25 protein-coding genes are annotated in these 26893 nt (G+C 54.1%); 5 read left to right on the top strand and 20 right to left on the bottom strand.

The genetic code is table 11. From position 1 onward, the window contains the following. Positions 1 to 65 precede the first annotated feature (65 nt). The 3 genes from RIC05_RS04640 to RIC05_RS04630 are packed head-to-tail and all read right to left on the bottom strand — an operon-like array spanning position 66 to position 3075. Positions 66 to 890 (bottom strand): ABC transporter ATP-binding protein, encoded by an 825-nt coding sequence (locus RIC05_RS04640; protein WP_350045150.1) that lies wholly within the window; start codon positions 888 to 890, stop codon positions 66 to 68. Further along, positions 884 to 1945, bottom strand: coding sequence for a FecCD family ABC transporter permease (locus RIC05_RS04635; protein WP_350040515.1), 1062 nt, complete (start codon positions 1943 to 1945; stop codon positions 884 to 886). The genes RIC05_RS04640 and RIC05_RS04635 overlap by 7 nt, the downstream gene beginning before the upstream one ends. Continuing rightward, entirely contained in the window at positions 1945 to 3075 is a 1131-nt protein-coding gene (locus RIC05_RS04630; protein ID WP_350045151.1) for an ABC transporter substrate-binding protein, read from the bottom strand. The genes RIC05_RS04635 and RIC05_RS04630 overlap by 1 nt, the downstream gene beginning before the upstream one ends. 183 nt (positions 3076 to 3258) lie before the next feature. On the opposite strand from RIC05_RS04630, the gene RIC05_RS04625 reads away from it, so the two are divergent. After that, a complete protein-coding gene (locus RIC05_RS04625; RefSeq protein ID WP_350045152.1) occupies positions 3259 to 4053 on the top strand; it encodes a class I SAM-dependent methyltransferase in 795 nt (264 codons plus the stop codon). A gap of 5 nt (positions 4054 to 4058) precedes the next feature. On the opposite strand, the gene RIC05_RS04620 is transcribed toward RIC05_RS04625, so the two are convergent. The 3 genes from RIC05_RS04620 to RIC05_RS04610 all read right to left on the bottom strand — a co-directional run bounded on the left by RIC05_RS04620 (position 4059) and on the right by RIC05_RS04610 (position 7607). Then, positions 4059 to 4517: an OsmC family protein gene (locus RIC05_RS04620; RefSeq protein ID WP_350045153.1), complete on the bottom strand. Its 459-nt coding sequence runs from the start codon at positions 4515 to 4517 to the stop codon at positions 4059 to 4061. Positions 4518 to 4541: 24 nt separating this feature from the next. Continuing rightward, a complete protein-coding gene (locus RIC05_RS04615) occupies positions 4542 to 5156 on the bottom strand; it encodes a GntR family transcriptional regulator (protein WP_350045154.1) in 615 nt (204 codons plus the stop codon). 99 nt (positions 5157 to 5255) lie between these two features. Further along, a complete protein-coding gene (locus tag RIC05_RS04610; protein ID WP_350045155.1) occupies positions 5256 to 7607 on the bottom strand; it encodes an alpha/beta hydrolase in 2352 nt (783 codons plus the stop codon). A gap of 365 nt (positions 7608 to 7972) precedes the next feature. On the opposite strand from RIC05_RS04610, the gene RIC05_RS04605 reads away from it, so the two are divergent. Beyond that, entirely contained in the window at positions 7973 to 9244 is a 1272-nt protein-coding gene (locus RIC05_RS04605; RefSeq protein ID WP_350045156.1) for an MFS transporter, read from the top strand. Between the two features lie 148 nt (positions 9245 to 9392). Then, positions 9393 to 9875, top strand: coding sequence for a CHAP domain-containing protein (locus RIC05_RS04600; RefSeq protein WP_350045157.1), 483 nt, complete (start codon positions 9393 to 9395; stop codon positions 9873 to 9875). Between the two features lie 146 nt (positions 9876 to 10021). On the opposite strand, the gene bioB is transcribed toward RIC05_RS04600, so the two are convergent. The 13 genes from bioB to RIC05_RS04535 all read right to left on the bottom strand — a co-directional run bounded on the left by bioB (position 10022) and on the right by RIC05_RS04535 (position 23288). Next, positions 10022 to 11017 carry a biotin synthase BioB gene (bioB, locus tag RIC05_RS04595; RefSeq protein ID WP_350045158.1) on the bottom strand — a complete coding sequence of 332 codons (996 nt, stop codon included), beginning with the start codon at positions 11015 to 11017 and terminating at the stop codon, positions 10022 to 10024. Positions 11018 to 11021: 4 nt separating this feature from the next. Next, positions 11022 to 11618: a biotin transporter BioY gene (locus RIC05_RS04590; RefSeq protein ID WP_350045159.1), complete on the bottom strand. Its 597-nt coding sequence runs from the start codon at positions 11616 to 11618 to the stop codon at positions 11022 to 11024. Between the two features lie 271 nt (positions 11619 to 11889). After that, complete coding sequence (locus RIC05_RS04585; protein ID WP_350045160.1) at positions 11890 to 12543, bottom strand: GntR family transcriptional regulator; 654 nt, start codon at positions 12541 to 12543, stop codon at positions 11890 to 11892. Positions 12544 to 12740: 197 nt separating this feature from the next. Further along, a complete protein-coding gene (locus RIC05_RS04580) occupies positions 12741 to 13490 on the bottom strand; it encodes a proteasome-type protease (protein ID WP_350045161.1) in 750 nt (249 codons plus the stop codon). Between the two features lie 16 nt (positions 13491 to 13506). Next, the gene (locus RIC05_RS04575; protein ID WP_350045162.1) at positions 13507 to 14325 is read right to left on the bottom strand and encodes a transglutaminase family protein; all 819 of its coding nucleotides are present in this window, start codon (positions 14323 to 14325) and stop codon (positions 13507 to 13509) included. After that, positions 14316 to 15275, bottom strand: a complete 960-nt coding sequence (locus tag RIC05_RS04570; protein WP_350045163.1) for an alpha-E domain-containing protein — start codon at positions 15273 to 15275, stop codon at positions 14316 to 14318. The genes RIC05_RS04575 and RIC05_RS04570 overlap by 10 nt, the downstream gene beginning before the upstream one ends. Before the next feature lie 19 nt (positions 15276 to 15294). Next, a complete protein-coding gene (locus tag RIC05_RS04565; RefSeq protein WP_350040529.1) occupies positions 15295 to 16698 on the bottom strand; it encodes a circularly permuted type 2 ATP-grasp protein in 1404 nt (467 codons plus the stop codon). Between the two features lie 174 nt (positions 16699 to 16872). Then, entirely contained in the window at positions 16873 to 17634 is a 762-nt protein-coding gene (gene cobM, locus RIC05_RS04560) for a precorrin-4 C(11)-methyltransferase (protein WP_350045164.1), read from the bottom strand. Beyond that, positions 17634 to 19568 (bottom strand): precorrin-3B C(17)-methyltransferase, encoded by a 1935-nt coding sequence (gene cobJ, locus RIC05_RS04555; RefSeq protein ID WP_350045165.1) that lies wholly within the window; start codon positions 19566 to 19568, stop codon positions 17634 to 17636. The genes cobM and cobJ overlap by 1 nt, the downstream gene beginning before the upstream one ends. Beyond that, the gene (gene cobI / locus RIC05_RS04550; protein ID WP_350045166.1) at positions 19565 to 20305 is read right to left on the bottom strand and encodes a precorrin-2 C(20)-methyltransferase; all 741 of its coding nucleotides are present in this window, start codon (positions 20303 to 20305) and stop codon (positions 19565 to 19567) included. The genes cobJ and cobI overlap by 4 nt, the downstream gene beginning before the upstream one ends. Next, on the bottom strand, positions 20302 to 21555 hold the full coding sequence (gene cbiE, locus RIC05_RS04545; RefSeq protein WP_350045167.1) for a precorrin-6y C5,15-methyltransferase (decarboxylating) subunit CbiE: 1254 nt from the start codon (positions 21553 to 21555) through the stop codon (positions 20302 to 20304). The genes cobI and cbiE overlap by 4 nt, the downstream gene beginning before the upstream one ends. Next, complete coding sequence (locus RIC05_RS04540; RefSeq protein WP_350045168.1) at positions 21552 to 22235, bottom strand: precorrin-8X methylmutase; 684 nt, start codon at positions 22233 to 22235, stop codon at positions 21552 to 21554. The genes cbiE and RIC05_RS04540 overlap by 4 nt, the downstream gene beginning before the upstream one ends. 33 nt (positions 22236 to 22268) lie before the next feature. After that, complete coding sequence (locus tag RIC05_RS04535) at positions 22269 to 23288, bottom strand: sirohydrochlorin chelatase (RefSeq protein ID WP_350045169.1); 1020 nt, start codon at positions 23286 to 23288, stop codon at positions 22269 to 22271. Positions 23289 to 23723: 435 nt separating this feature from the next. Between RIC05_RS04535 and cbiB the strand changes: the two genes are divergently transcribed. Together cbiB and RIC05_RS04525 are read left to right on the top strand one after the other, a co-directional pair. Continuing rightward, a complete protein-coding gene (gene cbiB / locus RIC05_RS04530) occupies positions 23724 to 24740 on the top strand; it encodes an adenosylcobinamide-phosphate synthase CbiB (protein ID WP_350045170.1) in 1017 nt (338 codons plus the stop codon). Then, complete coding sequence (locus RIC05_RS04525; RefSeq protein WP_350045171.1) at positions 24737 to 25378, top strand: nucleotidyltransferase family protein; 642 nt, start codon at positions 24737 to 24739, stop codon at positions 25376 to 25378. The genes cbiB and RIC05_RS04525 overlap by 4 nt, the downstream gene beginning before the upstream one ends. On the opposite strand, the gene rfaE1 is transcribed toward RIC05_RS04525, so the two are convergent. Further along, positions 25375 to 26847 carry a D-glycero-beta-D-manno-heptose-7-phosphate kinase gene (gene rfaE1, locus RIC05_RS04520; protein WP_350045172.1) on the bottom strand — a complete coding sequence of 491 codons (1473 nt, stop codon included), beginning with the start codon at positions 26845 to 26847 and terminating at the stop codon, positions 25375 to 25377. The genes RIC05_RS04525 and rfaE1 overlap by 4 nt on opposite strands. Positions 26848 to 26893: the final 46 nt, after the last annotated feature.

The raw sequence follows: 26893 nt of genomic DNA, 5'->3' as shown, positions 1-26893 counted from the left end.
GCGGCCATGGAAGCAGAAAATTCCTCAAATGCAAAGTTTTTAATCAACCGGAAAGGCGAGCCTTCCTATTGAGCAGCCAACTGTGTCTCTGTTCGAGGATTGTGCATGATTGCCGTGCCGTGACGGCTATCTGTTTCGTCACTCGGGCCGCGCAGAACAATATGGGGATGACCCAGCGAATTACATTCAACATGGCCATCAACCTGATAGACATCGCGCAACAAGTCCCGGTCGATCACGTCTGCGCACGGACCGAACGCCACCATCTTGCCATCGCGGATCGCCATTGCCTGATCACAATATTGCAGCGCATGGTTCAGGTCATGAATGGCGATCAGGACAATGATGTTCTGGCCCTTGGCAACATCGCGCATGAAGGACAGCACTTCCATCTGGCGATGCAGATCAAGCGCCGAGGTCGGTTCATCCATCAAAAGGATTTTCGGATCCCGCACCAGCGTTTGGGCAATGGCAACCAGCTGGCGTTGTCCACCACTGAGCTCGCCCAGATTACGTCCGGCCAGATCTGAGATTCGCAAAGCTGCAAGAATGTCATCAATGCGGTCAAGTTCTTCGGTCTGTACGCGCAGGCTTGATCCCTGCTTGGCGGCAAGGATCACGGATTCATAGACCGACAGAACTGCGGTCGAACCAGTATCCTGCGGCATATAGCAGATGGTGTTGCGCTGCATGGACGCCTGACCAAGGTCAATCTTGCCGCTGCCACGCGCCAATCCGGCAATGCGCTTGAACAGGCTGGATTTACCTGCCGCATTCGGGCCGATAACCGCGGTTACCGTGCCGGGCTGGATGACCGGGGTTGTGACCCCTGAAACCACCTGCACTTTGCCGTAACGGGTTCCGATATCTTCAAGACGAAGCGTTACCATGATTTCCTCCGACTTGCGAAAATCAGCGAGAAGAAGAACGGGACACCGACAAGGGCCGTAATCACCCCGATCGGAAGGATTGCACCGGGGATCAGCATTTTCGACAGAACCGATGTGGCCGACAAGATCAAAGCCCCGCACAGGACCGATGCCGGTAGGAAGAAGCGTTGATCTTCACCGACCAGCATTCGGGCAATATGCGGTCCGACCAGGCCGATAAAGCCAATGGTGCCAACAAACGAGACCGGGATTGCCGCCAACAGGCTGACGATCAGCATGGTCCGCAGGCGAAGCCCCTGCACATTGACGCCAAAACTTTCCGCCTTGGCATCGCCAAGTCGAAGGGCGGTAAGCGCCCAGGCCTGACGGGCAAATAACGGAAGGGCAATGACCACAACGGCGGCGGTAACGGCAACCTTGGTCCAAGTTGCTTTCACCAGACTGCCCATGGTCCAGAAGACAACGGCGGCCAAGGCCTGTTCGCTGGCGAGATATTGCAACAAAGCCAACAGCGCATTGAAGGTAAAGACCAGCGCAATGCCAAGCAAAACAATGGTTTCAACCGTCACACCGCGCAGGCGGCTGAAGAAATGAATGATCAATGCGGCGCCCATCGCCATGATGAAGGCATTGATCGGGATGATGAAATCAACAAAGGCGGGCAAAAGTGCGACACCCAGAACCAGCGCCAAAGCAGCACCGAATCCGGCAGCGGCCGAAATGCCCAGCGTGAAGGGGCTGGCAAGCGGGTTGGCAAGGATGGTTTGCATTTGCGCCCCAGCCGTTGAAAGGGCAGCCCCCACCGTCAGCGCCATCAGGGCAACCGGCATGCGGATATCCCAGATAACCACGCGCATCTGATCGCTGGCCGACCACGGATCAAGCAGGGTGGCAATCACGTCCGATAGCGGATAGTTCGCCGGTCCGGTTGCCAGATCGACGGCAAAAGACAAAAACAAGGCCCCGCTCATTCCGAGAAGGATCAAGAAACGACGCAGGGAGCGTGCCTTGTAATGCACGCTCCCGGCTTCGACAGAAATCTGTTTGGTTGTCATCAATTTGTGGCGGTATCACTGATTGAGATGAAATAACCCGGCTGGTAATCCAGCGGCAGGAAGCGATCATGCAGTTCCTTGAACGTTGCTTCCGGATCAAGATCGGCAAACAGGTCCGGGTGGAACCATTTGGCCATCTGTTCGATCACAACAAACTGATACGGGCTGTTATAGAACTGATGCCAAACCGCATGGACCTGGCTGTTTTCGACGGCTTTGATGCCGGTGAAGGCCGGACGTTCCATCAGGCCAACCAGTTTGCGGCGGGCTTCAACCATGTCTGCATCCGGACCAAGGCCAACCCATGCGCCACCCGGCGAATAGGCTTCCCAGCTTGCACCGGTCGCAACGACTTGATCGGGATTGGATGCGACAACCTGTTCTGGGTTGATCGTGCCAAAGGTTCCCGGAATGATCGCTGCGGCGATGTTTACGCCACCGGCCATTTCAACCATGGTGCCGAAGTTTTCATTGCCAAATGACATGCAGCATTCTTCTGAATAGCCTGCTGCGCGTTCAATAAACACCTGCGGCTTTTCCGGGTTTGCCTTGGCAATACGGTCGGTCACGTTCTGGATGCTGTCAGAACGGAACTTGATAAATTCAGCAGCACGATCTTCCTGACCGGTCAGCAGGCCAAGAATGTTCATGCTGGTATCGGTGTTTTTGATCGGTGCTTCGCGGAAATCGATATAGACCAGCGGAATACCAACAGCGGCCAGTTTTTCGTCAAAACCGCCATCTTCGGTAGCACCCTTGGCTTCAAGGTTCATGATGACGACGTCGGGATTGACCGAAATTGCCTGTTCGACATCAAACGTGCCGTCTTTCATGCCGCCAAAGGTCGGGATATCGTCAATGTTCGGATATTTTGATGCATAGATGTCGTAAGTCTGCGGATCGGCCTTTTTCAGGTCGTCGCGCCAGCCAACAACGCGTTTGAACGGATCTTCGCTATCAAGTGTTGCCAGACCATAAATCAGGCGGCCCTCACCCAGAATAACGCGCTCTACCGGTAGTTTGACCGAAACTTCCCGTCCGGCAACATCGGTTACCGTCACCGAGTCTGCTGCCTGTGCGCTTCCTGCGATCAGCATGGTCAGCGCTGCAAATGCACCGAATAATTTCATTCCCGTTCCCTCAAAATAGGATTGCCTGCCGGAGGGATTATCAGGTATTGAGAATGCAAATCAATATGTTTCGCAGTGAAAATGCAAATCAGTAGTATATTTTTTAAATTGAATATTCGTTGATAAAGCAGGGATAACCTGTAATTACCGCAGTTTTCCGCCAAAGAGAGAGACCCGCCGACCATGCAACAGACGAGCAATTACAATCTGCGTGAAGAGATCAAGGAATATTGGTCAATGCGTGCTGCGACCTTCGATGAGCAGCCCGGTCACGAGATTTTTTCCGATGCCGAACGGCAGGCATGGCATGGGTTGTTTGAGCGTCATTTTGGCAAGGGTGACGGCCGAAAGGCACTTGATCTGGCAAGTGGAACCGGTGTGATCAGCCATCTTATGCATGATCTTGGATTCGCCGTGACCGGCATGGACTGGTCCGAAGCCATGCTTGAAAAGGCGCGTGCAAAGTCAAAACTGCGCGGCTCGAACATTCGGTTCTTGCTGGGCGATGCGGAAAGAACACTTGAAGAAGATGACAGCTACGACGTGATCGTTACCCGCCATCTGGTGTGGACGTTGGTTGATCCTGCGGCTGCCTTTGCCGAATGGTTTCGCGTTCTTAAACCGGGCGGCAAGCTTTTGGTGGTGGATGGCGATTTTGTTTCATCGACCTGGGCGAGCAAATTCAACAAAGCAATGGCAGGGTTCCTTGAACAGATTGGTTTGCGCAAACCCGTAGAAGGTGTGCCGCATATGCAGACACACCGCGATATTCTTGCACGGGTGCATTTTTCCAATGGTGCGCGGGCGGACGAGGTTTCAAACCTGCTTGAACACACCGGATTTGACCCGATTGCCGTTGATTTTGATCTGAAAAAAATTCACAGCGCCCAGAAAAAACATATCAGTTTTGCCAAGGGGCTGGAACGTGGTGCGCAGCATCGCTATGCCATTTGTGCGCAGAAACCAGTGACGGGTTAAGGTTTCTAAACCGGTTCAACCGTGATTTCGGTCTTAACCGAATTGGCCAGAAAACAAGCCTCATGAGCGCGGTGATGCAGATCGGATTCAAGGCCGGCGTCGGGCGGATTGCCGCCATAGGTGACGTTTGGCTTCAGGGTGACTTTCGTGATCATGGTCTTGCCATCGATGGTCGCCATTTCACCTGTGGCTTGGTCGCTATAGCTATCAACAACCAGACCGCTATCGGATGCGAAATGCAGGAAGAACAACATGTGGCAGCTTGAAAGGGCGGCAACAAAGGCTTCTTCGGGGTCGACATTGTCCTCAACCGAATAGGGAAGCGGCACGATATGCGGCGATGACGACGCGGGAACTTCCACCCCGCCGTCAAACCGCCAGACATGGCCGCGTGAATATCGCCGATCGGTAAAAATTTCGGATTCCGAACGGGTCCAGACGATTTCGGCACCAAAGCTGCTCATGTGGGGCTCCTGATGGGGATGCAATTACGCTTGGTCAATCGGAATCGGGATCAAGGTTCCGGCCGTTACCCCGATATGGGTGGCAAGGATTTCTGTGGCGCCGGTGATGTCATTGTCGTTCAAGGCATCAAGGATTTTCTGGTGTTCGTCATAAAATGCACTGCGCGGGCGTGATCCTTTGGGCTGCAAGGAATAGGCGCGTTTTGCCTCGCCGCGCAGATCGGCAATCATGGTTAGCAGCCGGTCATTGCCACATGCGCCATACAGGGTCTGGTGAAAATCACGATCGAGCGCCGCGAGAATTTCCGGGTCTTCTTCTTCATACAGGTCTTCATTCAACCGGCGTGCCTTCCGAAGGGCGCTTGCAGTTAAATGCGGGGCAGAAAGCCGCAACGCAGTTGTTTCAAGCGAGATGCGAATTTGGCAAAGCGCACTTACGTCTTCGGCCCGCAAATGCGTGACGGCAAGGCTGCGATCAGCGCGTTTTTCAAGCAGGCCTGATGCCCGCAATCCTTCAAGAACATGACGTATCGGTTGGCGACTGACGCCGAACCTTTCTGCGAGTTCTTCCTGCTTAAGAACGGAACCGGGAGCAAGAACCCCGGTTTCGATTTCATCGCGCAGTGTTTGGGTAATCAAATTTGGATCCATGGATCCAAACTATGGTGATAGAAGGCATAGGTCAAGTATGATCGCGGGTGCGGGTGCGGGTGTGACATGTCGGAGCAGGTGCAGCCTTCACTCCGCCGAGATGGCGCGGTGCTGCTCCATCGGGGCGGCTGCGTGCTGTTTGACAAACCTAATGATCCGATCATGTGCGCCGTCGATATCTTCATTCACAATGCCATGCCGATCTGATTTCAGGACTTGGACATCGATTTCCGCAGCGTTGGTCTCAAGCCTTTGGATCATGGTGGCACTGGCGGGATCAACCACCTGATCGCCATCGCCCTGCAGGATCAGGGTCGGGCATTTAACATCCTTCAGGCGTTGCTGCATTTCGGCCACGGCCTGACGCAACTGATGCAGGCCGCCAATCGGGATATTGCGGTAATTAATGTCGGGATGTTCCGATTCGTTTGGTCGGAAGCTCAGCAGTTCCTGTGCCGATGGCATCCACCCCATCAGCTTGTTGGCACCATACAGCAATGGCACAAACATCAGATTACGGTTGCGGAATTTAAGCGGCGTGCTTGCAAGGACAAGTCCGGAAAGCTTTTCAGGTTGGTCAGCCGCCTGAAGGACGGAAAGTGCGCCGCCTGTGGAAAAACCAACCATCACAACCTGATCGCAGAAGGGGGCAAGTATTTGATATCCGCGGCGCACAGATGCGTGCCAGTCGCTCCATTTGCGTTTTTGCAATTCATGGGGGGATGTTCCGTGCCCGGCAAGGCGGACCCCCATCACGGCATAACCAAGGGACGAAAATTTTTCGCCAAGCTGACGCAGTTCAGCCGGGGATGCCAAGAAGCCATGAACAAGTAAAACTCCACAGGAAAACTGCGTCTGGCCATTGGGCAGCAGCAAATAGGGGCTGCTATCCGCAGTCGCGGTTTCCTGTTGGTTGATGGCGTCGTATTTGGCGTCTTGGTATTTTGTCCGGTTCCATTGCCATGCCCGTATTTCATCATCAAACCGGCGGTGGGCAATGTCGATATCGCTGAGATGATCAACCTCGACCCGGGCCTTTTCCAGTGCCTGCCAGGCGGCATGGATCGGGGCCATTTCATTGGCATAGACCATGATCGGATTGTCCATGCGGATCTGATCAAAATTGGCCTGCTCCTGCAGCTTGGGCAGGAAGCAATATTTGTGATCGTTACGTTCAATCAGGCCAAGTTGAACCGCATTGTCGATAAAGAACCGGATTTGCGGGCAATTCAGTTCAAATATCCCGATATAGTCGGCCGGATTCCGCATGCCGCGATGCAGATGGACATTGTCGGCCTGCTGGATGTTTTTGATCGCCAGATAAAGCGTTCGGTCAAAATGGCTGATATCTACCTTGGTCACGCCATCAGCCAGCCACATCATGATCAGACGCGATGCAAGGTGGCTGACATTGATCGTCAGGTTGGAATACATCACCGCCATGCAATGATCGCGAAGCGGGCTGATATGACGGGTCAGGGCGTATTGCGTCACCCGCTCAGTTACTTTTTCAAGGGTGCGGGCCGGTTGGAACAGATCATCAATGCAGCTGGCCTTTTGCACTCGCCGGGCTAGCAACCGGCGATCAAGCCAGTTGAACTGTTTGCGCGGGTCAACCGGATCGCCAAGCCGGATATCCATATCCGTCTTTTTGAACATCAGGTTGCCTTCTATGATCATTTCTTCGGCCATTTTGGGGCTGAGCCCGCCGGTGAACATATCTGCGGCCCAGGCCAAAAGATTCTGATCAACCCGCAAGGGGTGGAAGGTGATGTTGGCGGGAAACATCAGGGTCGGTTTTGCAATTGTCGCCAAAAGCACGTCTGTGTCGCGTTCAAGAATATCTGCCCAGCGTTTGAGTTCATCCGTGTTCCCGTCCTTGGTCAGGGTGGAAAGCCCGATTTTAAACCCGTCGATACATAACCCCAAAAGCGCAGCACCCGTATGGTGGGCGCGTCTGGCATCGGCTGAACGTGAATAGATGCTGTAATCGGGGCGTTTGGGATGGGGACGTTCGTCCGTAAAAACGCGGCGATCCTTGACCATACCGCCTTCGGGAAAGACAACGACTTTGCCACCGCGCAGGACTTCCTCGGCAAGGAACGGCAAAAGCCGTTCGTAATTATTGGGCACACCGCCAAGGGCGCGTAAATAGCGCGAAAACGTATTGTCTTGGGCAAAGAACTCGCCCGATGCGATGGACCGGCAAAAGACCCCGGTTTCAAGTGCGATCAGAAATTGCGGGATAAAGGTCTCAAACCGGGCGAAATGGTTGAACATAAAAATATCGCCCTGTGCCAGATGGTCGCGCGGGCCGTGCATTTTGATATTGATATCAAGATTGGCCCGCAACGCGGTCATCGCGCGAATGGTCCATTCGCACGTTTTGGTGTTGATCGCGAACTTTTCACGTTCAATATCGCGGAAAGTCTGGTCCATCTGATGCGATCCCCGGCGGGTCTAATATGCTGGTTTCAAGGACGTTTCATCGGTTCAATCATCGGTTTTATCCGATGCGTTTATTCACTTTGATATGTGTCTTTCCAAGTGCATTTGGAAGGTATGCTACAAGTGAATTACGAAGAATTAATGCCAAGATGCGTTGTCTTTCGTATAATCACGCAGCGGACGATCAACCTGTCTTGCTTTCTTTTTATCCATCACCGGTATTGTTGCGTGTTTGCCACCGCTTAGCGCGATCAGCCAATTGCCGTCCCCTGCTGCCAAGATTGGTGAATGGATAATCACCCCTGCCCGCTTCATTCAACGGAGGCCGCGTGCCAACATCTGCCCCAGAACCCCAAATGCCAGATAAGGCGCATGATGTTGATGGCAAAACGCAGTCGATCTTTTCAGATCGCAATTTCATCCTGTTTCTGGTTGGGCAATGCATCACCACCCAAGGATTATGGATTCAGAAAATTGCCATGTCATGGTTGGCATGGTCGCTGACCGGTTCGGCATTCTGGACCGGTGCGATTGCGGCTTTGAATTTTGCCCCGGCCTTTTTTCTTGGCCCGATCTTTGGCGTGATGGCCGATCGGGTTGATTTGCGCCGAACGGCAATGCTGATCAATCTTGGACAGGCCGGGGTTTCGTTTCTGCTCATGGGGCTTTCCTATGCCGACATGATGACACTGCCCTGGATGGTGGTGTTGGCCGGATCGATGGGCATATTGGGCAGTGCCATGACCCCGGTGCGGTTATCATTGGTCCCGGTCATTGTCCGGCGCGAATTCATGAGCCGGGCTGTGGCCTATGCGGCGATGAATTTTAATATTTCACGTCTGGTGGGGCCGGCGATTGGCGGGGTTGTGATTGCGACATGGGGCACGGGTGTTGCCTTTATGATCAATGCGCTGAGCTACCTTCCAATGATCTTTGTGATCTCGGTGGTGACGATCCATATGGAACGCGCTTCTGATGCCAAAAGCAGGCGCATATGGGCGTCTCTTGTTGATGGCGCACGTTATGCGCTTCATCACCCCATGATCCGGTCTGTTCTTGCCCTGTCCTGTTTTGTGTCCTTGGTCGGAACAGGCATGATTGAATTGATGCCGGTTTTTGCCGAGGCGGTTTATGAACGCGGTGTTACCGGACTTGGCATGATGGCATCGGCCGGGGGGATTGGCGCGGTTGCATCGACCTTTATGCTATCGCGCGTTAAATCCAAACCGGAAGACTTTCAGCGCATTACCGTTATCGGGGCCTTTTTCGCCGCGATTGGCATGTTCGGGCTTGGATTCTCGCCTTGGTATGAGCTTGCCGTTGGCTTGGTTGCACTAACCGGGTTTGGCCTGACGGCCGTGGGGGTTGGGTCACAAACGGCCTTGCAATTGACGGTCGAAAATCGGTTGCGCGGGCGGGTGATGAGTTTCTGGAGCGCGACCAGCTTTGGCGGCATGGCGCTGGGCGGGACGTTGCTGGGTGCGATTTCTGAAGCCGGGAGTATTCAATATACCGCGCGCGGCTCGGGTGTTTTGATCCTGTGTGCGGCCTGTGTCGGGCTTTGGCGATTGCATAAGATTGGTGCACTTGGACGCCGCGTTGCAGTTACTTCGGATGGGTCGCAGTAAAGGATTGTTAAGGCATCCCACACTAAGCTGCCGTCTTCGTGAGAAAATTGGGGAACTTCAGATGCGTTTGGTTGGCATTGTGGCACTGTGTTTGCTGCTTTCGGCGTGTTTTAGCACGGGTAACTCAGCAACACGAGCAACGGGTCCGATGCCTAGTGATACGGTTCAAACGCTGACACATGTAAGTGTTCCGGGTTCGCGCCTTAACAATTTTGCCCCGACCAGCAAGTTCCTGCAATGCGTGCCCTATGCCCGTGAAGTATCGGGGATCGAAATTTATGGCGATGCCTGGACATGGTGGGGACAGGCTGGCAAAAAGCATTTCCAGCGTGGTAATCGCCCGCAAGTCGGTGCTGTCCTTACGCTTCGTAAAACATCGCGCTTGAAGCTTGGTCATGTTGCGGTGGTCTCAGCCATTCTTGATAGCCGTAAAATCATGGTCAATCACGCCAATTGGGGCAGCGATTCGCGCACGCGCGGCAAAGTCCATTATCGCCAGCCGGTTGTTGATGTATCGCCCAATAATGATTGGTCGGAAGTGCGCATGATGAACACTCAGGGCACATTCGGCAGTGTTTATCCTGCTCATGGCTTTATCTATCAGCCACAGGAAACAGCAGAGGCCAATTGACCCGATTGGGCGCAGACGTTCTTTGCGCTTTGCGAAGTTCCCTCTCCAAAAAAAGTGGCGAAGCCCCCTGGATCAGGAGCTTCGCCAATTAAACCCGTGCGGGCGGCACGGGTTCGGGGGTTGAACTGTTGTTGATTGCGATCTCTTCAGGCGGCAATCGGGCCAAGGGCATTGAAAAGTGCTGTATCGCTGTCTTCTTCGGGGTTTGGTGTCGTAAGCAGCTTTTCACCGTAAAACACCGAATTGGCTCCTGCCATCAGGCACATTATCTGTGCCTCGCGGTTCAGGTTTGTGCGACCGGCCGACAGGCGCACCATTGATGCGGGCATGGTGATACGCGCAGTCGCAACCATGCGCACCAGCTCCAACGGATCAACCGGCTCAAGATTGGCAAGCGGCGTGCCTGCGACCGGCACCAATGCGTTGATCGGCACGCTTTCGGGGTGGGGGGCAAACCCGGCCAGAACATGGAGCATCGAAGCACGATCACGGATCGTTTCCCCCATGCCGATGATTCCGCCACAGCACAGATCAATGCCCTGACTGCGCACGGCTGCCAAGGTATCGAGCCTGTCCTGATAAGTGCGTGTGGTAATGATCTGGCTGTAAAATTCCGGGCTGGTATCGAGATTGTGGTTATAGGCCGTCAGCCCGGCTTCCTTGAGCTGCCGGGCGTGGTGCGGTTCAAGCATGCCAAGGGTGACGCAGGCTTCCATACCCAGACCCTTTACCCCACGTACCATTTCAAGTACCGCGTCAAAGGCAGCACCATCACGCACGCGCCGCCATGCGGCCCCCATGCAAAACCGGTCTGCTCCGGCATTCTTGGCGCGCTCCGCCATTTCAATTACCGATGCCGGATCAAACAGTTGCTCTTTGCCCAGCTTTACTTCGCGATGATGCGCGGATTGCGGGCAATAGGCGCAATCTTCCGGGCAACCACCTGTTTTGATTGAAAGCAGGCTGGCCTTTTGGATGCGGGCGGGGTCAAAATGGTCGCGATGTACTGCGCAGGCCCGGCCCAACAATTCCAAAAGCGGGCTGCGATAGATCTCCTCGATCTCGTCAACGCTCCAATCGTGGCGGATATTACCATGGGTGGGTTTGTCGGGGCCGGGCATTTGGTTGTGATATGCCGTCATTGGCCTAGACCGCGTCATGCGATTTGGATGATCTGCGCGCTTTCAGGCGCACGATCGCGCCATAGCCAAGGGCGACCAGTGCAATCTTTATGGTGTCGCCCAGAACAAACGGCGTAAAGCCAAGAGCAAGAACTTTTTCCGACGGGACAAAGGCGGAAAGCCCGGCCAGACCCAAAAGATAAACCGGCACCATTCCAATCATCATGGTGACGAACTTCCCCAGAGTTCCGCGTCCGCAGGCCAAAAAACCAACCAGACCTGTGGCAACAAGATACCCGACAAGATAACCACCGGTCGGTCCCATCATATAGGCAAGGCCAATTCCGCGTTCGGGTGTGCCGGCAAAGACAGGCAAGCCCATTGCACCGGCGGCCAGATAAGCCAGCATGGTTGCGATTGCCATACGCGGTCCCGTGGCCAGTGCAACGGCCATGATGGCCATGGTTTGCAATGTCATCGGGACAGGCCAGAACGGAACAGTGATCTTTGCACTTGCGGTAATCAGGGCCACACCCGCCAGAACCATCAGGCTGAATTTGATGGCTGACAAAACCGGATTGGCAAGTTGGGCGGTGTTTTCTGTGGGGGCCGGATAGATCATGGTGATGTGCTCCTTATGACCGAAATCCAAAATTATCTATAAAAATGAATCTGATCTATTAATTACGCCGTCATCCCACGATGAAATCAATCCCAAAAATCACGCAGGGCGAAGTTTTCCGTCTATTTGTGGAGCACGTCCAGTTAAGCTCATGTTTTATATAGCTAAAAATTATCTATAAAAATGTGATTTATGCACAAAATTGTTGCGTTTGTGCCCTGCAAAGCGGGTGCATCGCAATCATCAGACCAGAAATGATGGTGTTTTGGGGTCAGGATGCCGGTTTGTTCAAATTGTTTTTGCCGGGCTTGGTGCCAATCCATTTGACATGGCGGGCAAGTGTTGCGGCAGCAACATCAAACTGATGTTCGTGTAAAGCGCGCAGGATTGCACGATGATCCTGATCGGTGGGGGCTTCCCATTCCATGCGGAAGCCTGCAAACAGAAACCGTGCGCTGGCAGCATGCAAATCGTCAATCGTCGCCATCAGGCGCGGCATGTTGCACGGCTCAAGAATGATCCGGTGAAAAGCCTTGTTGGCATCTTCCCATACGCGGACATCCTTGGCGTTTTCGCCTTCGCGGTTGATGTTTTCGGCTTCGTCCAGGATGGCACTGGTCAAATGCGGTGCGGCATGACGCAAAGCCAACACTTCCAGCGAGGCCCGCATTTCAGCAACTTCGCGGATTTCGGAGACGTCAAAACTGGCAACCCGGACACCCCGGCGCGGTTCACTGACGGCCAAGCCCTGGGCCTCAAGACGGCGAAAAGCCTCGCGAACGGGAACGTGGCTTGCGCCAAATTCTTCGGCGAAATGGTCCTGACGCAGTTTGGTGCCCGGCGCAAATTCACCGGAAATAATGCGATCCGCCAAGGCGCGTGTGATGCGACCGGCAACAGTGGTGTCTGTGCTGCTGTTTTTCATGTTTTATAGATAATTTGATGAGGCCGGTTTGTCGACAAGATTGATCGCGTGTCGCAACGTCAATTGGGTTATTTTGTTCTGCAGGGCAAGGTGAAGAACCAGGTTTTGCGGCTAAGCCGGTTCACATCTGCCGGACAAGAAAAAGCCGGATCCGTCGGGCTCCGGCTTTGGATGCTGTTTCTTGGCAAGACGGCTGATTATGTGTCCGTCTGGTCGCAATGTTCATCGGGCATGTCAGCAAAGGCATCGCGAAGGGCATTCGACCAGGCATCAGAAAGGGCACGGAACCCCATATCTTCTGCCTCGATCCGACGCAGTTCGGAAAATTCGCAGCTATCATCGGGCAGGACGGCAAGATCAAGCGGCATGCCAACCGACAGGTTCGATCGCAGGGTCGAATCCATCGAAAGCAAGACGGCCTTTACCCCGTCCTTGATCGGCGTATTAGGCGTGATCACGCGATCAAGGATCGGCTTGCCATATTTGTGCTCGCCAATCTGAAGATACGGCGTGTCTGGCGTTGCCTCGATAAAGTTACCCGCGGCATAGACCAGAAACAGGCGCTGTTCCCCGCCTTTGCGCTGACCACCAATCATGATCGAGGCCGCGCTGCTTTCGTGATGCTGTTCAAGTGTGTCGTGGTATTTCAGCTGAACCTTTTGCATGGCTTGCCCGACCAGTTCGGCAACCCGAAACAGGCTCGGCGCACTCAAGATGCAGTCACCCGGTTTGGTTTCCGGATCGTCAATGGCTTCATGCAGGGTGCTCATCACTGCTTGGGTAATGGCAAGGTTTCCCGCTGAAAGTGCCACAATCGCGCGGTCACCGGGAACTTCCCATGTGAACATCTTGCGATAGCGTGAAATGTTATCAAGGCCAGCATTGGTCCGCGTGTCCGAAAGGAAAACCAGCCCTTCGTTAAGCATCAAACCGACACAATAGGTCATTTCTGTTTTGGTCCGGCTATTGTTGTGATTGCGCGATGACGACTGTTACATCCAAATTCTCATTCCCGCCACCAGTATGTACGCCTCGTATAGGTGTAGCCACCTGACCATCAAGTCCAGACCCCAGACGAATATAATAATCGGTTGGGCAACATTTATTTGCCGGATCAAAGCCAAGCCAGCCAAGCTCAGGCAAATGCAGCTCTGCCCAGGCATGAGATGCCTCATGGGCGGCACCATGCTGATCGGCAAACAGGTATCCCGATACATAACGGGCCGGGATACCAAGATGGCGGGCCGCAGAAATCAATACATGGGCGTGATCCTGACAGACACCTTCGCCATCGGCCATCGCATCGGCGGCCGTTGTATGAACATTGGTGGTTCCCGGCGCATATTTAACGGCATCGGATACCGCTTCTGCCAAACCATGCGCACATTCCAGAAGCGTTCCGTCCTTGTGCTTTTTCGCAACCTTGTCAGCCATTTTCCGGATTGCGGCACTGGATTTGGTCATGGGGGTTGATCGCAGAAAGACAGCCGGAAATGCACGTTCCTTGTGACCGCGCAAGACACCAGTGGTATCGGTTGTTTCGATCTCGCCCTTCACCACGATTTCAATGGCTTCCATCGGTCCATTGGCGGTCAGTGTGCTGATGATGTCGCCATTGCCATCGGTGAATTCCGATCCGATCGTGCATCCTTCGGCGGAAATCGACCAACTCAGGATTTTCTGTCCATCAAACTGCGCAGGCGTCAATTTCAGACTTTGCACCGCATGGTGGGCCAGCGTCTCGTAGCGATAATGGGTTCTGTGTTCGACCGTTAGACGCATCTTACTGTCCCCCCAAAATAATAAGCTTCACCAATGGCATTCGATAGTGACCGGTTGCGTGCCTGAAAATCGGTCAGGAATTCATGCAATCCGTTCGAAAAGATGTCGTCCATCTCGCTTTGAGTCAAAAGTGAATACATTTCAACCGCTTGCCCATGAACGCGATGACGTTGGCCATAATGACGAGCAAGGCGTTCAAGATGATGGGTGATTTGTTCAGAGCAATGGGCCAATGACCGCGGGCTGAAGGGATTAAGGATCAGAAAATGCGCGATACGGTGGGGTGAATAGTCATCGCGATACACCCAGTGGAAAGCCCGCAAGGATGATGCCGCACGCAAAACCGTGGTCCATTGATAGTTATCCACACCATCGCCAACCATGCTGGTTTCCGGCAACAGGACGTAATATTTCACATCGAGCAGACGGGCAGTATTATCAGCACGTTCGATGAAGGTGCCCAGACGGATAAAGTCATACCCGTCATTACGCAAAAGGGTGGAATCGGTGGTGCCTCGGAACAGGGATCCTTGTTTTTTCACCCAGTCGATGAATTCAGGAAGCTCGTTCTTGGCCAGATTGTGCATTGAAGGACGGCGCAGTTCCATTAAGGCATTGTTCAGTGCTTCCCACATTTCTGCGGTAATGGCGGTTCGCATTGCGCGCGCACTGGCCCTTGCTGCTTCAAAGCAATTTAAGATGGATGACGGATTATCCCGATTAAAGATCAGGAAATTGGCCACCTCTTCCTGACGAAGGGGGGCATCCGGGTCATAGGAGGCGGCACAGCCCGAGGACGACAAAACCGATTCCCATTCGGATCGGTTGCCATCAACAACCGAGGGCATCAGCGCCATGCGATAGCCCATTTCCATCAGGCGGGCCATGTTTTCGGCCCGTTCAACATATCTCGACAGCCAGAAAAGGTTGTCTGCGGTACGACTAAGCATCTCTCAACCCTTTCCTTGATTAATCACTCATGATCCAGGTGTCCTTGACCCCGCCGCCCTGCGACGAGTTCACGACAAGCGAACCTTCACGCATGGCCACACGTGTAAGGCCCCCCGGTGCCAATCGAATGTCATCACCGACAAGGCAAAATGGCCTGAAATCGACATGACGTGGGGCGATGCCACTTTCAACAAAGGTCGGGCAGGCGGACAGGGCCAAGGTCGGTTGGGCAATGAAATCACCCGGATCGGCCTTGATCCTTTCGGCGTAGGCGGCTTGTTCTTCCTTGGTCGATGCCGGTCCGACCAGCATGCCATAGCCACCGGATCCATGGACTTCCTTGACGACCAGTTCGCCAAGATGTTCGAGAACATATTTCAGATCATCTGGTTTGCCGCATTTCCAGGTCGGTACATTGTTTAAGATCGGCTCCTGCCCCAGATAAAACCGGATCATATCGGGGACATAGGTATAAACCGCCTTGTCATCGGCAACACCGGCGCCGGGTGCGGAGCATATTGCCACCCCACCGGACCGATAGACATTCATCAGCCCCGGAATGCCCAGAACGGAATCGGGGCGGAAACACAGCGGATCGATATAGGCATCATCAATCCGGCGATAAATCACATCCACCCGGGCCGGACCCCGTGTGGTCCGCATGTAAACCCGGTCTTCGGAGACAAACAAATCCTGTCCTTCGACCAGCTCAACCCCCATTTGGTCGGCAAGGAAGGAATGTTCGTAATAGGCACTGTTCAATGCACCGGGGGTCAGAACCACGATATTGGGTTCGCGGTCACATTTGGGCGGTGCAATGCTTTTTAAGGTCTTAAGCAGCATGTCCGGATAGCTTTCAACCGGCTCAATCCGCAGGCTTTTGAAAAGATCCGGGAACATGCGCATCATGATTTCACGATTCTCAAGCATGTAGGACACGCCCGATGGTGTTCGGCAGTTATCTTCAAGAACATAGAAATCTTCGGGGCCGGTGCGCACGATATCGACACCGACAATATGGCTGTAAACCTTACGCGGTGGATCAATGCCGATCACGGCCGGTTCAAACGCATCATTTTTGAAAATCAGATCCGCGGGAACGATCCCGGCCTTGATGATTTCAGCGTTGTGATAGACGTCATATAAAAACAGATTAAGTGCACGGGCACGCTGTTTGACGCCCCGGTCAAGCTTGCGCCATTCGCCTGCTGTGAAAATACGGGGAATCAAATCGAACGGTATCAACCGTTCAGGATCGCCACCTTCGCCATAGACGGCAAAGGTAATGCCGATTTTGCGAAACAGGGTTTCGGCTTCAAGGCGTTTTTGTTCGAGAACCTCGGGGCCGCTTGCTTCCATCCAGTCAACCAGTGCGCGATAAGGTTCGCGAACCTGGTCGTCCATCTTCATCTCGTTGAACATGCATACTCCCCTTTATGACCCTTTGATTAAAGGGGTCCAGACAAGGGACGGTCAAGGATGTTCACGGTTGAAATGGCAAATTTTTCAGCAAACTACTGATCTGATGAAAAAATAAACTTGGTGCATAGCCGGTTTGACCAAAAAACGGGCGGGCGCAATGCCCACCCGATCTGATTATGTCTTTGCCGGGCGAAGCACATGGGTGTGGTCGGCGGCATACAGGCGGGAGTCGGTGAAATCTTTGCGTCCGAAAACTTCGCCAACCATGATCAGGGCGGTTCGTGTAATGCCGCTGCCTTTGACCTTGGCCCGGATATCGCCAAGGGTGCCAAAGATGTATTGTTGATCAGGCCATGTCGCGCGATAGGCAATCACCACAGGACAGTCTTTGCCGTAATGCGGGGTTAGATCGCGGACCACATTAACCAGATTATTGATCGACAGATGCACGGCCAATGTCGCACGGGATTTGCCAAGTTCGGCAAGGCTTTCGCCTTCTGGCATGGCCGATGAGCGCATTGTCGTCCGGGTCAGGATCACGGTTTGGGAAATATCGGGAAGGGTCAGTTCCGCCCCGATTTCAGCAGCGGTGGCGGCATAGGCCGACACACCGGGTGTGATGTTATAGGCAATGCCAAGTTCATCCAGACGGCGGATTTGTTCGGCAATCGCGCCATAAATTGACGGATCGCCAGAATGAACACGTGCAACGTCCTGTCCCTTGGCGTGGGCGCTCTCGATTTCGACCATGATTTCATCAAGGTTCATCGACGCGGTATCAATCACACGGGCACCTTCTGGGGCGGAGGAGACGATTTCTTCGGGTACCAGTGATCCGGCATAAAGGCAGACCGGGCATTTTTCAATCAGACGCAAACCGCGCACAGTGATCAGGTCCGGGGCGCCGGGACCGGCACCAATAAAATGAACAGTCATTATTCTGCCTTGTCGTTTTTGGGGGTGTCAGTCGTGCTATGAACCGGTGCCTTAGCCGCATCCGGGCCTTTTTTGGCATAGCCACGCGGGGTATAGACCCATTCGTTCTCACCACGGGTGATATGGCGGCTGTTGCTTGACCCGACCAGAACCGTGGTCAGCATATCGACCATATCGACCTCTAGTTTCGCAAGCGGAACGACCGTAATTTCCTCGTCCGGGCGGCCAAGCTGACGACCCAGTACGACTGGTGTGTCTTCCTGACGATGTTCCAGCAGGATATCACGCGCCTTGGCCAGCAAATCGCGGCGGCGCTTGGATACCGGGTTATAGAACGCGATCACGAAATCACCTTCGGCAGCCGATTTCAGGCGACGGAGGATATCTTCGCGCGGGGTCAAAAGGTCCGAGAGCGAAATCGCACAGAAATCGTGACCCAACGGCGCACCAATGCGGGATGCCGCGGCCTGAAGGGCGGAAATGCCCGGTGAAACCTGCACGGCAACCCGGTTCCAGTCCGAGCGGTCTTCGCGATCAAGCAATTCAAACACAAGCGTTGCCAAGGCATAAATGCCCGCATCACCCGACCCGATCAGGGCAACATCCTTGCCGGTTGCGGCAAGTTCAAGCGCGTGACGCGCACGGGCTTCTTCGGCACCCAGATCGGAATGGTGGCAATCTTTGCCATCAATCAGCGGACCCAATAGATCAAGATACATCTGATAGCCGACGATATCGGTTGCGCGGCCAATCAGGGCACTGGCCTCAGGACTGCGCCAGCCAACCTGACCCGGTCCAATACCAACAATCGAAAGTCTGCCCTGCGCCTTGCCGACAACATCAGGGATGATGTCGTCTTGTGACAGGGCAACGGCACAGGTCGCGCGTTTGGTTTTATGCTTGGGGACGATCAGTTTGCCATTTGGGCCGACAGTCGCAAGGGCGGCACCCTCGGCAACGCCATGGCATCCGGTTTCGGCAAAGACCACATCGGACGGCGTGACAAGACGATCTGCCTCGGCCTCAAGCGTTTGGGCATCAAAGAACCGTGCCGGAACGCCAAGGCGACTTGCAAGTTCATGGACGCAGGCTTCGTCGGCCTTGAGATCGATTGAGGTCACACAGGCAATTGACTTGGGGCTAAGGCACTGTGCGGCAAGTGTTTCCGTCACAAGATCGTACAAATCATCGATTGGACAGCCGCGCTCGCAACCGACACCCAGTGCAAGTACGGGCGGGTGATAGGTGATGGTGGTTTCGGCGTTGTTGCTGATCGCGTCCTCATTGGCACCTTCACGGGCGGTTGCCGTGATCAGAATGGTGCCGTCATCGTCCTGTGCAATCGCGCTGTTGGTCAGCCAGGCGGCTGATCCTGCTTCAATCTCAAATCGGGCGGATGCACCGGCCAAAAGGGCCGCAGTTGCGGGTTTGACGGTTTCGGGTGTGCCGAGTTTCCATCCCGCCGGCGGTTCATCAAGCGCAAGACCCAGCATCGCATCACCCGGTGTGGTGATGGCAGCTATCCCGCCAAGCCGTTCGGCCAAATCACGGGCCAGTCGATTGCCACCATGATGACCACCCAAAAGCGGGATAAAGGTCGATCCGGCCTCATCAACAGCAAGCACTGCTGCATCCTGCCATTTTCCGGCCAGAAGCGGGGCAAGTGCGCGGATCAGGATGCCCGATGCACAGACACCAATGATGACATGGTCCGATGAAAAAGTTTGTTGCAGATGCGCAATGGTATCATCAAAGGCGACATCAACATCATGGGTCGATACCCGGGTGCGTAGGCCATGAACGCTTGCCCCTTCCAGGCTTGCTGCGATCTTGCGCGCGGTCAGAAGGGAACGCTGTGTCAGGCAAATCACCGCAATCGGGGCGATCGGATTGGTCGGCAATGCCGGACTGTTTGAACTGTTCTGGGCGGTCATCGCCATGCGTCTCCGCGACGGTGGATCAGGATCATGGAAAAATACGGTGCTTTGGCATCGGCCGGAAGATCGGCCAGCGGCACCATCTTTTGCGTTTCAAGGGTCGCGCGTTCGATATAGCGCGCCCGATCAGTCAGGCCGAGTTCATTGATAACGCCACGGACTTTGGCAAAGTGACGGCCAAGCTTGATGATGGCGGCAGCATCGGTATTGGCAAGCTGTTCGCGCAGCCGATCAGCATCCAGCGGGCCGGGAATGACCTGAAGAACGTCATTTTTGGCGGCCAACGGGGCGCCAAGCTGTGCGGCGCAGGCCATCATGGAACTCACACCGGGCACGGTTTTCACCGGGTGGCCTGCGTCGGCTAGGCGGCCAAACAGATACATGAAGCTGCCATAAAAGAACGGGTCGCCTTCGCACAGCACAGCAACGCTTTTGCCCATCGCCAAATACTTGCCGATTTCAATCGCCGCAGCGTCATAGATCGGATCGGCGGGCTTTCCCATTTCAATCCGGATGGCAATCTCTATGCGGCCTTCGGGGATGTGGGGATCAACAATCTGACGGGCAAGGCTGACACCATCCTCAAGGGCGGGATAGGCAATGACATCCGCCTTTTGCAGGATGTTATAGGCCTTTAGCGTGATCAGATCGGGCTCGCCCGGTCCAATGCCAAGACCATAAGCCGTTCCGGCAACCGGAAGGCTTTCTGCGGATGGAAATTCCGCACTGCTCATGCTTTTACTCCGAGGTAATGGGTGACAGGGGCAAGGTTGCTCCAGCCTTTAAAGCTGCCGCGCGGGACCAGTCGGGAAATCGACAGGCGCGACAGGGTGCCACCTTTGTTATTATAGAAACGTAATAATTTTTCTTCGCCTTCAAGTGTCACCGTATTGGCGACCAGCCGACCATGCAGGGGCAGCATTTCCCAGCATTGTTCAAGCAAGCCATCATTGGTGATGCCGCCGCCGATAAAGATCGCATCGGGCTTGGGCAAACGATCCGCAAAGGCAAGGGCTTCTTCGATGGATTTTGGCTCGATCACAAGGGTCGGAACCCCAAGACGTATGGCATTTTTCTTGATCATTGCGCAGCGTTCAGCGTCGCGTTCAATCGCAACGGCATGACCCCCCATGCGCATCCATTCGATTGAAACCGAACCACATCCAGCGCCGATATCCCACAAAACGCCGCCGTTAAACGGGGCAAGGGATGATATGGTCTGCGCCCGGATTTCCGATTTCGTGATCATGCCGTCATGGATGAAGGCATCATCGGGAAGACCAGGGCCCTTGGGCAATGGTTTGGCGTTTGGCCCGGCTTCGAGATCAATCATGATCAGATTAAGCGGATCAATCGGTTTGATGTCCGGCATCGAAGTCGCCGTGGCTTGCCATGTCTGGGCAGTTTGAGTGGTGATGCGTTCTTCAGAACCGCCAAGGCGTTCGCAGACCGACATGCGGCTTTGATCAAATCCGGCCTCACACAACATTACCGCGACCAGTGCCGGAGTTGTGCCATCGGCACTTAGCGCAATCAGCTTGCCATGCGGGCGCAGATGGGCACGTAAAGTTTCCGGGGCGCGACCATGCAGGGTAATCACATCGCATTCCGCCAATGGCCATCCCAAACGTGATGCGGCCAGCGAAATGCTTGAAGGGGACGGGATTGCATATATCGGTTCGGGTCCGAAATATTTAATCAGCGTGTTGCCAACGCCAAAATACATTGGATCCCCGCTGGCCAGAACCACCGGGTTTTGTTCAAGGCAATCTTCGATCAACGGCAGGTTGGCTTCAAATGGTGTGATCCATTTGTTCTGGGTCGCGGTGTTTGAACCCGGCAACATGGCAATATGACGCAATCCGCCAAAAATAATGCGGGCATTCTCAAGGATTTGGCGGGCGATTGACGACAGGCCGTCATAGCCGTCCTCGCCAATGCCAATCACGGTTATGCGACCCTTAAGCGGGGCTTGTTCATTCATGACGGATCCCCTGCCTTGCGATCACGCGTGCCATCGGGTGTCGTGGCATCATCACGGGCAAGGCGTGCCAGTGCATTCACGGTCGCTGCCGTCACCGCACTGCCGCCAAATCGTCCCCGCAGCGTGATGAACGGAACATCCCCGGCATGCGTGATCAGGGCTTCCTTGCTTTCGCGTGCACCAACAAACCCGACCGGCATGCCGATGATGGCGGCTGGTTTGGCCAATCGGCCTGTCTGGATGGCTTCAAGCAGATGGAAAAGAGCCGTCGGCGCATTGCCAATGGCAATTATTGCACCTTCGATATGATCTGCCCATGCTTCAACCGCAGCAGCCGAACGGGTTGTTGTCATTTGGCTGGCAAGCCCGTGGGTATCGCTATCATTTAAAGTGCACAAAACCGGGTTTTCGGCCGGAAGTAAACGGGAAATAATGCCGTGACGGACCATTTCTGCATCACACAGGATTGGTTTTCCAGCCCGCAAAGCCACCGTGGCAGCAGCAATGACATCACCACCAAATGCGATCTGATCGGCCATTTCCACCATGCCACAGGCATGAATGATGCGTATGGCAATGGGCCGCTGATCTTCTGAAAAGCGGGCAAGGTCGGCCTCGGCTTCGATGGTGGCAAAGCTTTGGGCATAGATTTCCTGCGGATCACGCAGATAGTCAAACATTGCCGCGCCTTTCAGAGGGTCGGGATCGACCGGTTATGAACCGGTCGGCTTTTTTGCATCATCATGAGAATGGGCATGGCCGTGATCGTGGCTGTGCCCGTGGTCATGACTGTGTCCATGATCGTGATGATGACCGTGGCTATGTCCGTGGCTGTGCCCATGACTATGGCCGTCCGTCCCGATGCCCATCACATGATGATGATGGCCAACCTGCGGGGTGGCAACATCGCCTTCATAGCCAATGATCTGTTCGCGATATTTACACAGCTGACAGTTCATATTGTTGTCGCCGGTATCAATTTCGGCCAGACGTTCAGCAAAGCTTGCAAGCACCATCGGGTGATCCTTGAGATAGGCTGCCTTGATGAATTCGACATCGCCAAATTCAGCGGCGACTTCATCCGTATGGGTGTAAATCCGGTCGATCAAAATCCCAGCGAACAGGAAGTACGGGAACACGACAACCCGTTTGTATCCCAGTTTCATTGCTTCGCGCAGGCCCGCATTAACCCGCGGATGGGTAACCCCGGAATAGCTGATTTCGGTGCGTCCGAAACCAAGGCCTTCCTGAAGCATGCGCGCGACCTTATAGACATTTGAATTGGCGTCCGGGTCGTTCGTGCCACGTCCGACAACCATCAAAAGTGTGTCTTCACGCGCAACGCTGTCATTAACGGTGGCAAGGGCTTCTTCAATGCGGTCTTTGGCGGCACTCAGCAATTTTGGATCAATTGCCAGATCGCGGCCGAATTTAACGTCGATATCGGGATTTTCATGCGCGAAATTGTTCACTTCGCTTGGCAGGTCGTTTTTGACGTGACCGGCGGCAAACAGCATACCCGGAAGGGCATAAATCTTTTTATGGCCTTTGGCTTTGAGCTTTTCAAAACCGTCACGCAGGATCGGGTGGGCAAATTCGAGGAAGCCGCTTTCGACATCGTAGTCGGCAAGGTGGGTCTGTTTCATCGTTTCAACCATGGCGTTGAACTGTGAAACCGCGCGTTCGTCGCGCGAACCATGACCGCAAATCATTACTGCGCCTTTGGGGGACATAAAAGGCTGCTCCTTTGTCTCTCTCTGATGGTGTTCATCGCGACGCGCGTTTTGCGCAATCGCGGTACCCGATGCCACCCCCGTTTTCACCGATTGGCCTGCGGAATGCAAGCGGCAGGTAACAGAAGATGTATGGCAAGTCGCATCGGCGGCGAAAATACTACTTATTGTGGTTAGGAAGACCTTCGATATCGAATATGTTGTGGTTGGCTTTATATCATTTGGGTTTCATCTGACATGTTCTACGCATGGAAAGTCATTGTGGATGGTTTGGCTTTGCCCGATCAGCATGAGTATGACAAAAATAAAATTCGTATGAAATTGTTGTAACAAAGCCATTTCAAAATGGCAATTCCTGTTGCCGATATAGGGGCTTAACATTGCACGCTACGCATTCTGATTGACGGTGTCGTCCTCACGCCGCAAATTGTGGCCATGGAACCAAGCTTCACAGATTTTCTGATCCCTGCATCCGGATTCTCCGGACCACTTTTCACAATACTGGTGCTGGCACTGGTGTTGGATGGGCTATTTGGCGACTTTCCCTGGCTTTTCTCGCGCATTTCCCATCCGGTGGTCTGGATCGGAAACCTGATTATCTGGTTCGAAAAGCGCTTGAATAAGTCTGATCGCGGACACGCTGATCTGATCTTGCGCGGAACGCTGACCAGTTTGGCGGTGATTTGTGCCGCCGGTGTGGTGGGTGGCGTTGTTCAATTTATATCTCTACTCGGTGACGTGTTCTGGCTGTTTGAAGTCCTTCTGGTCGCAATCCTGATTGCACAAAAGGGACTGTATCAACATGTCAAAGCGGTTTCGGTTGCGCTGAAGAAAGAAGGCCTTATCGGCGGGCGCAAAGCGGTTTCCATGATCGTGGGGCGGGACCCCGATACGCTCGATGAAGCCGGGGTCAGCCGGGCGGCGATTGAAAGCTGTGCCGAGAATTTTTCCGATGGCGTGGTCGCCCCGCTGTTTTGGTATGTCGTTGCCGGTCCGGTTGGTATTTGCGTCTATAAGGCGATCAACACCCTTGATTCCATGATTGGTCATCGCAATGCGCGCTATTTGTATTTCGGGCGTTTTGCCGCGCGACTGGATGACGTCGTCAACTTCATCCCCGCCCGGATAGCGGGTGCTTTGATTTGTCTCGCAGCGATAATCGGGTCCAAAACCAAAGGCAAAGCGGCATGGCAAATAATGCTAAGCGATGCCAAAAAGCACAAATCCCCCAATGCCGGATGGCAGGAAGCGGCCTTTGCCGGGGCGTTGGATCTGTCACTTGCCGGTCCACGGCAATATGGCGATGAAATCGTCGATGATCCCTATATCGGTGTCGGGCGGCGTGATGCGGGTGCTGCTGACATTGATCGGGCCTTGTCGCTTTATACGACCGCCTGCCTGATTAATGCGGCCTGGCCGATTGTGCTTAAGCTTCTTTGGGTTGGGTTATGAGCACGGGATATCTGATTGCTCAGATGGCCAAGGGACCGGAGTTTCTCGACTACGTCCTTCAGAACCGATTTAATGCTGTAATTCTTGACCGGTTTTCGCAGCTTGGCTTTGATGATTGGTGGCTGACAGCGGGATGCTTGGCCCAATCGGTCTGGAACGTTAAGGCTGGCAAAGCCCCACATACTGATATCGCGGATTACGACGTTTTTTATTTCGATCCCGACACAACCTGGCAGTCTGAGGATCACGTGATCCGTCAGGGTCTTGAATTATATGCTGATTTGCTGGTCAATACTGAAATTCGCAATCAGGCACGTGTGCCGATCTGGTATCCGAAAAAATATGGTTTTGATTATGGTCTGGTTTCTTCGGCAAGTGACGGCATTGATCGGTTTGCCTATCAAACCACCGCAATCGGACTGCGCAAAGAGCGGAATGGCGACTATCGGATCTATGCCCCGTTTGGGCTTGATCTTGTCCTGCAGGGACAGGTCGTTCCCAATGATGTTTTGCCCATCCGGGGTGTCTATGAGGCCAAAGTCGCGCGTTGGCAGAAAATATGGCCGGATCTAAAGATCACGCCATGGCCGGACGCGGAGAACAACCTGCATTCCGTCCAAACGGGTGTCAGGCCTTAGTTCTTGTCTTTGTTCATCCGCGCGATGGTTGATGTGGTTGAAAAGCCATCTTCAAGATTGGCCAGAACCACTTTGCCGCCATATCCATGGACGATATCGGCACCAACCACCTTATCAATGGTGTAATCCGCGCCCTTTACCAGAATATCGGGTTTGATGGCCTCGATCAATTTGACCGGGGTATCTTCGCCAAAAATCACCACGCCGCTGACGGTTTCAAGCGATCCAAGCACGGCGGCCCGGGCGGCCTCGGACTGGATCGGGCGGCTTTCACCTTTAAGCCGTTTGACCGATGCATCGGAATTCAACCCGACAATCAGGCGGTCGCAATTTGCGTGTGCCTGCTTTAGCAGGCTGAGATGGCCGGGATGTAAAAGATCAAAGCAGCCATTGGTAAAGCCGACTTTATATCCTTTACGGCGCCAGCGTTCAGCGCGGTCCACCATGCGATCAAGCGGCATCAGTTTGGCTTCGCCAATCATCAAATCATGATGATGCAAGGCAGAAACCAGTTCATCGGGATAGACAATTGCGGTGCCGATTTTGCCAACAACAATGCCTGCGGCAACATTGGCAATCCGTGCTGCATCGGCCAGACTTGATCCGGCGGCAACTGCGGATGCAAGGCAGGCGACAACCGTGTCGCCAGCACCTGAAACGTCAAACACTTCGCGTGCTTCGGTCGGCAGGTGAATTGCCTCGCCATCCTTGGTGACCAGGGTCATGCCATCCTGGCTACGCGTCAGCAGGACATTATCGATTCCGCATTCGGTAATGATTTTTGTCGCGGCGGCAACGGCGTCTTCATCACTGTTAACCGCAATACCGGTTGCGGCCTGTGCTTCAGCGCGGTTGGGGGTGACAACGGTTGCCCCACGATAAATGCTGTAATCGCTGCCCTTTGGGTCAACAATTACCGGTTTACCGGCACTGCGGGCGGCATTAATAGCGGCAGCGACCACATCGGCATGCAAAACACCTTTGCCATAGTCCGAGAGAATGATTGCTGCGACATCCGATGCCAGTTGCCCGGCAAGGGCTGAAAGATTGCTGATTGTCTCAGGTGCGATATCTGCCGTGGTTTCATTGTCAGATCGCAACAATTGCTGTCCGCTTGCAATATAGCGGGTTTTGATTGTGGTCTGCCGGTTACGTTCGGTCTGGATATAGGGTTCAACACCCTTGTCATTGGCAACATATTCCATGACCTCACGCCCGGAAATATCATCGCCGACCAAGGATAGAAACTGGACAGACGCCCCAAGTGCTGTGGCATTGCGCGCCACATTGCCCGCACCGCCAAGCATTGCGCTTTCGCGTTCAACCCGAATGACCGGGATCGGTGCTTCGGGCGAGATGCGGGTAACAGAACCATAGACAAACCGGTCAAGCATCACATCGCCAATGCAGAGAACCTTGGCATTGGTAAGTTCTTCAACCTGTCGGGCCAAATGGCTGAGATCAATCATGGTATCTTGTCTTTGTTCTGTCGTTTACTTTGGTGGGTATCGGGAC

It is taken from the genome of Thalassospira sp., from assembly GCF_040218635.1.
Classification (GTDB): Bacteria; Pseudomonadota; Alphaproteobacteria; order Rhodospirillales; family Thalassospiraceae; genus Thalassospira.
The sequence above is the reverse complement of the archived record's forward strand: the minus strand, read 5'-3'. Positions and strand labels throughout refer to the sequence as shown.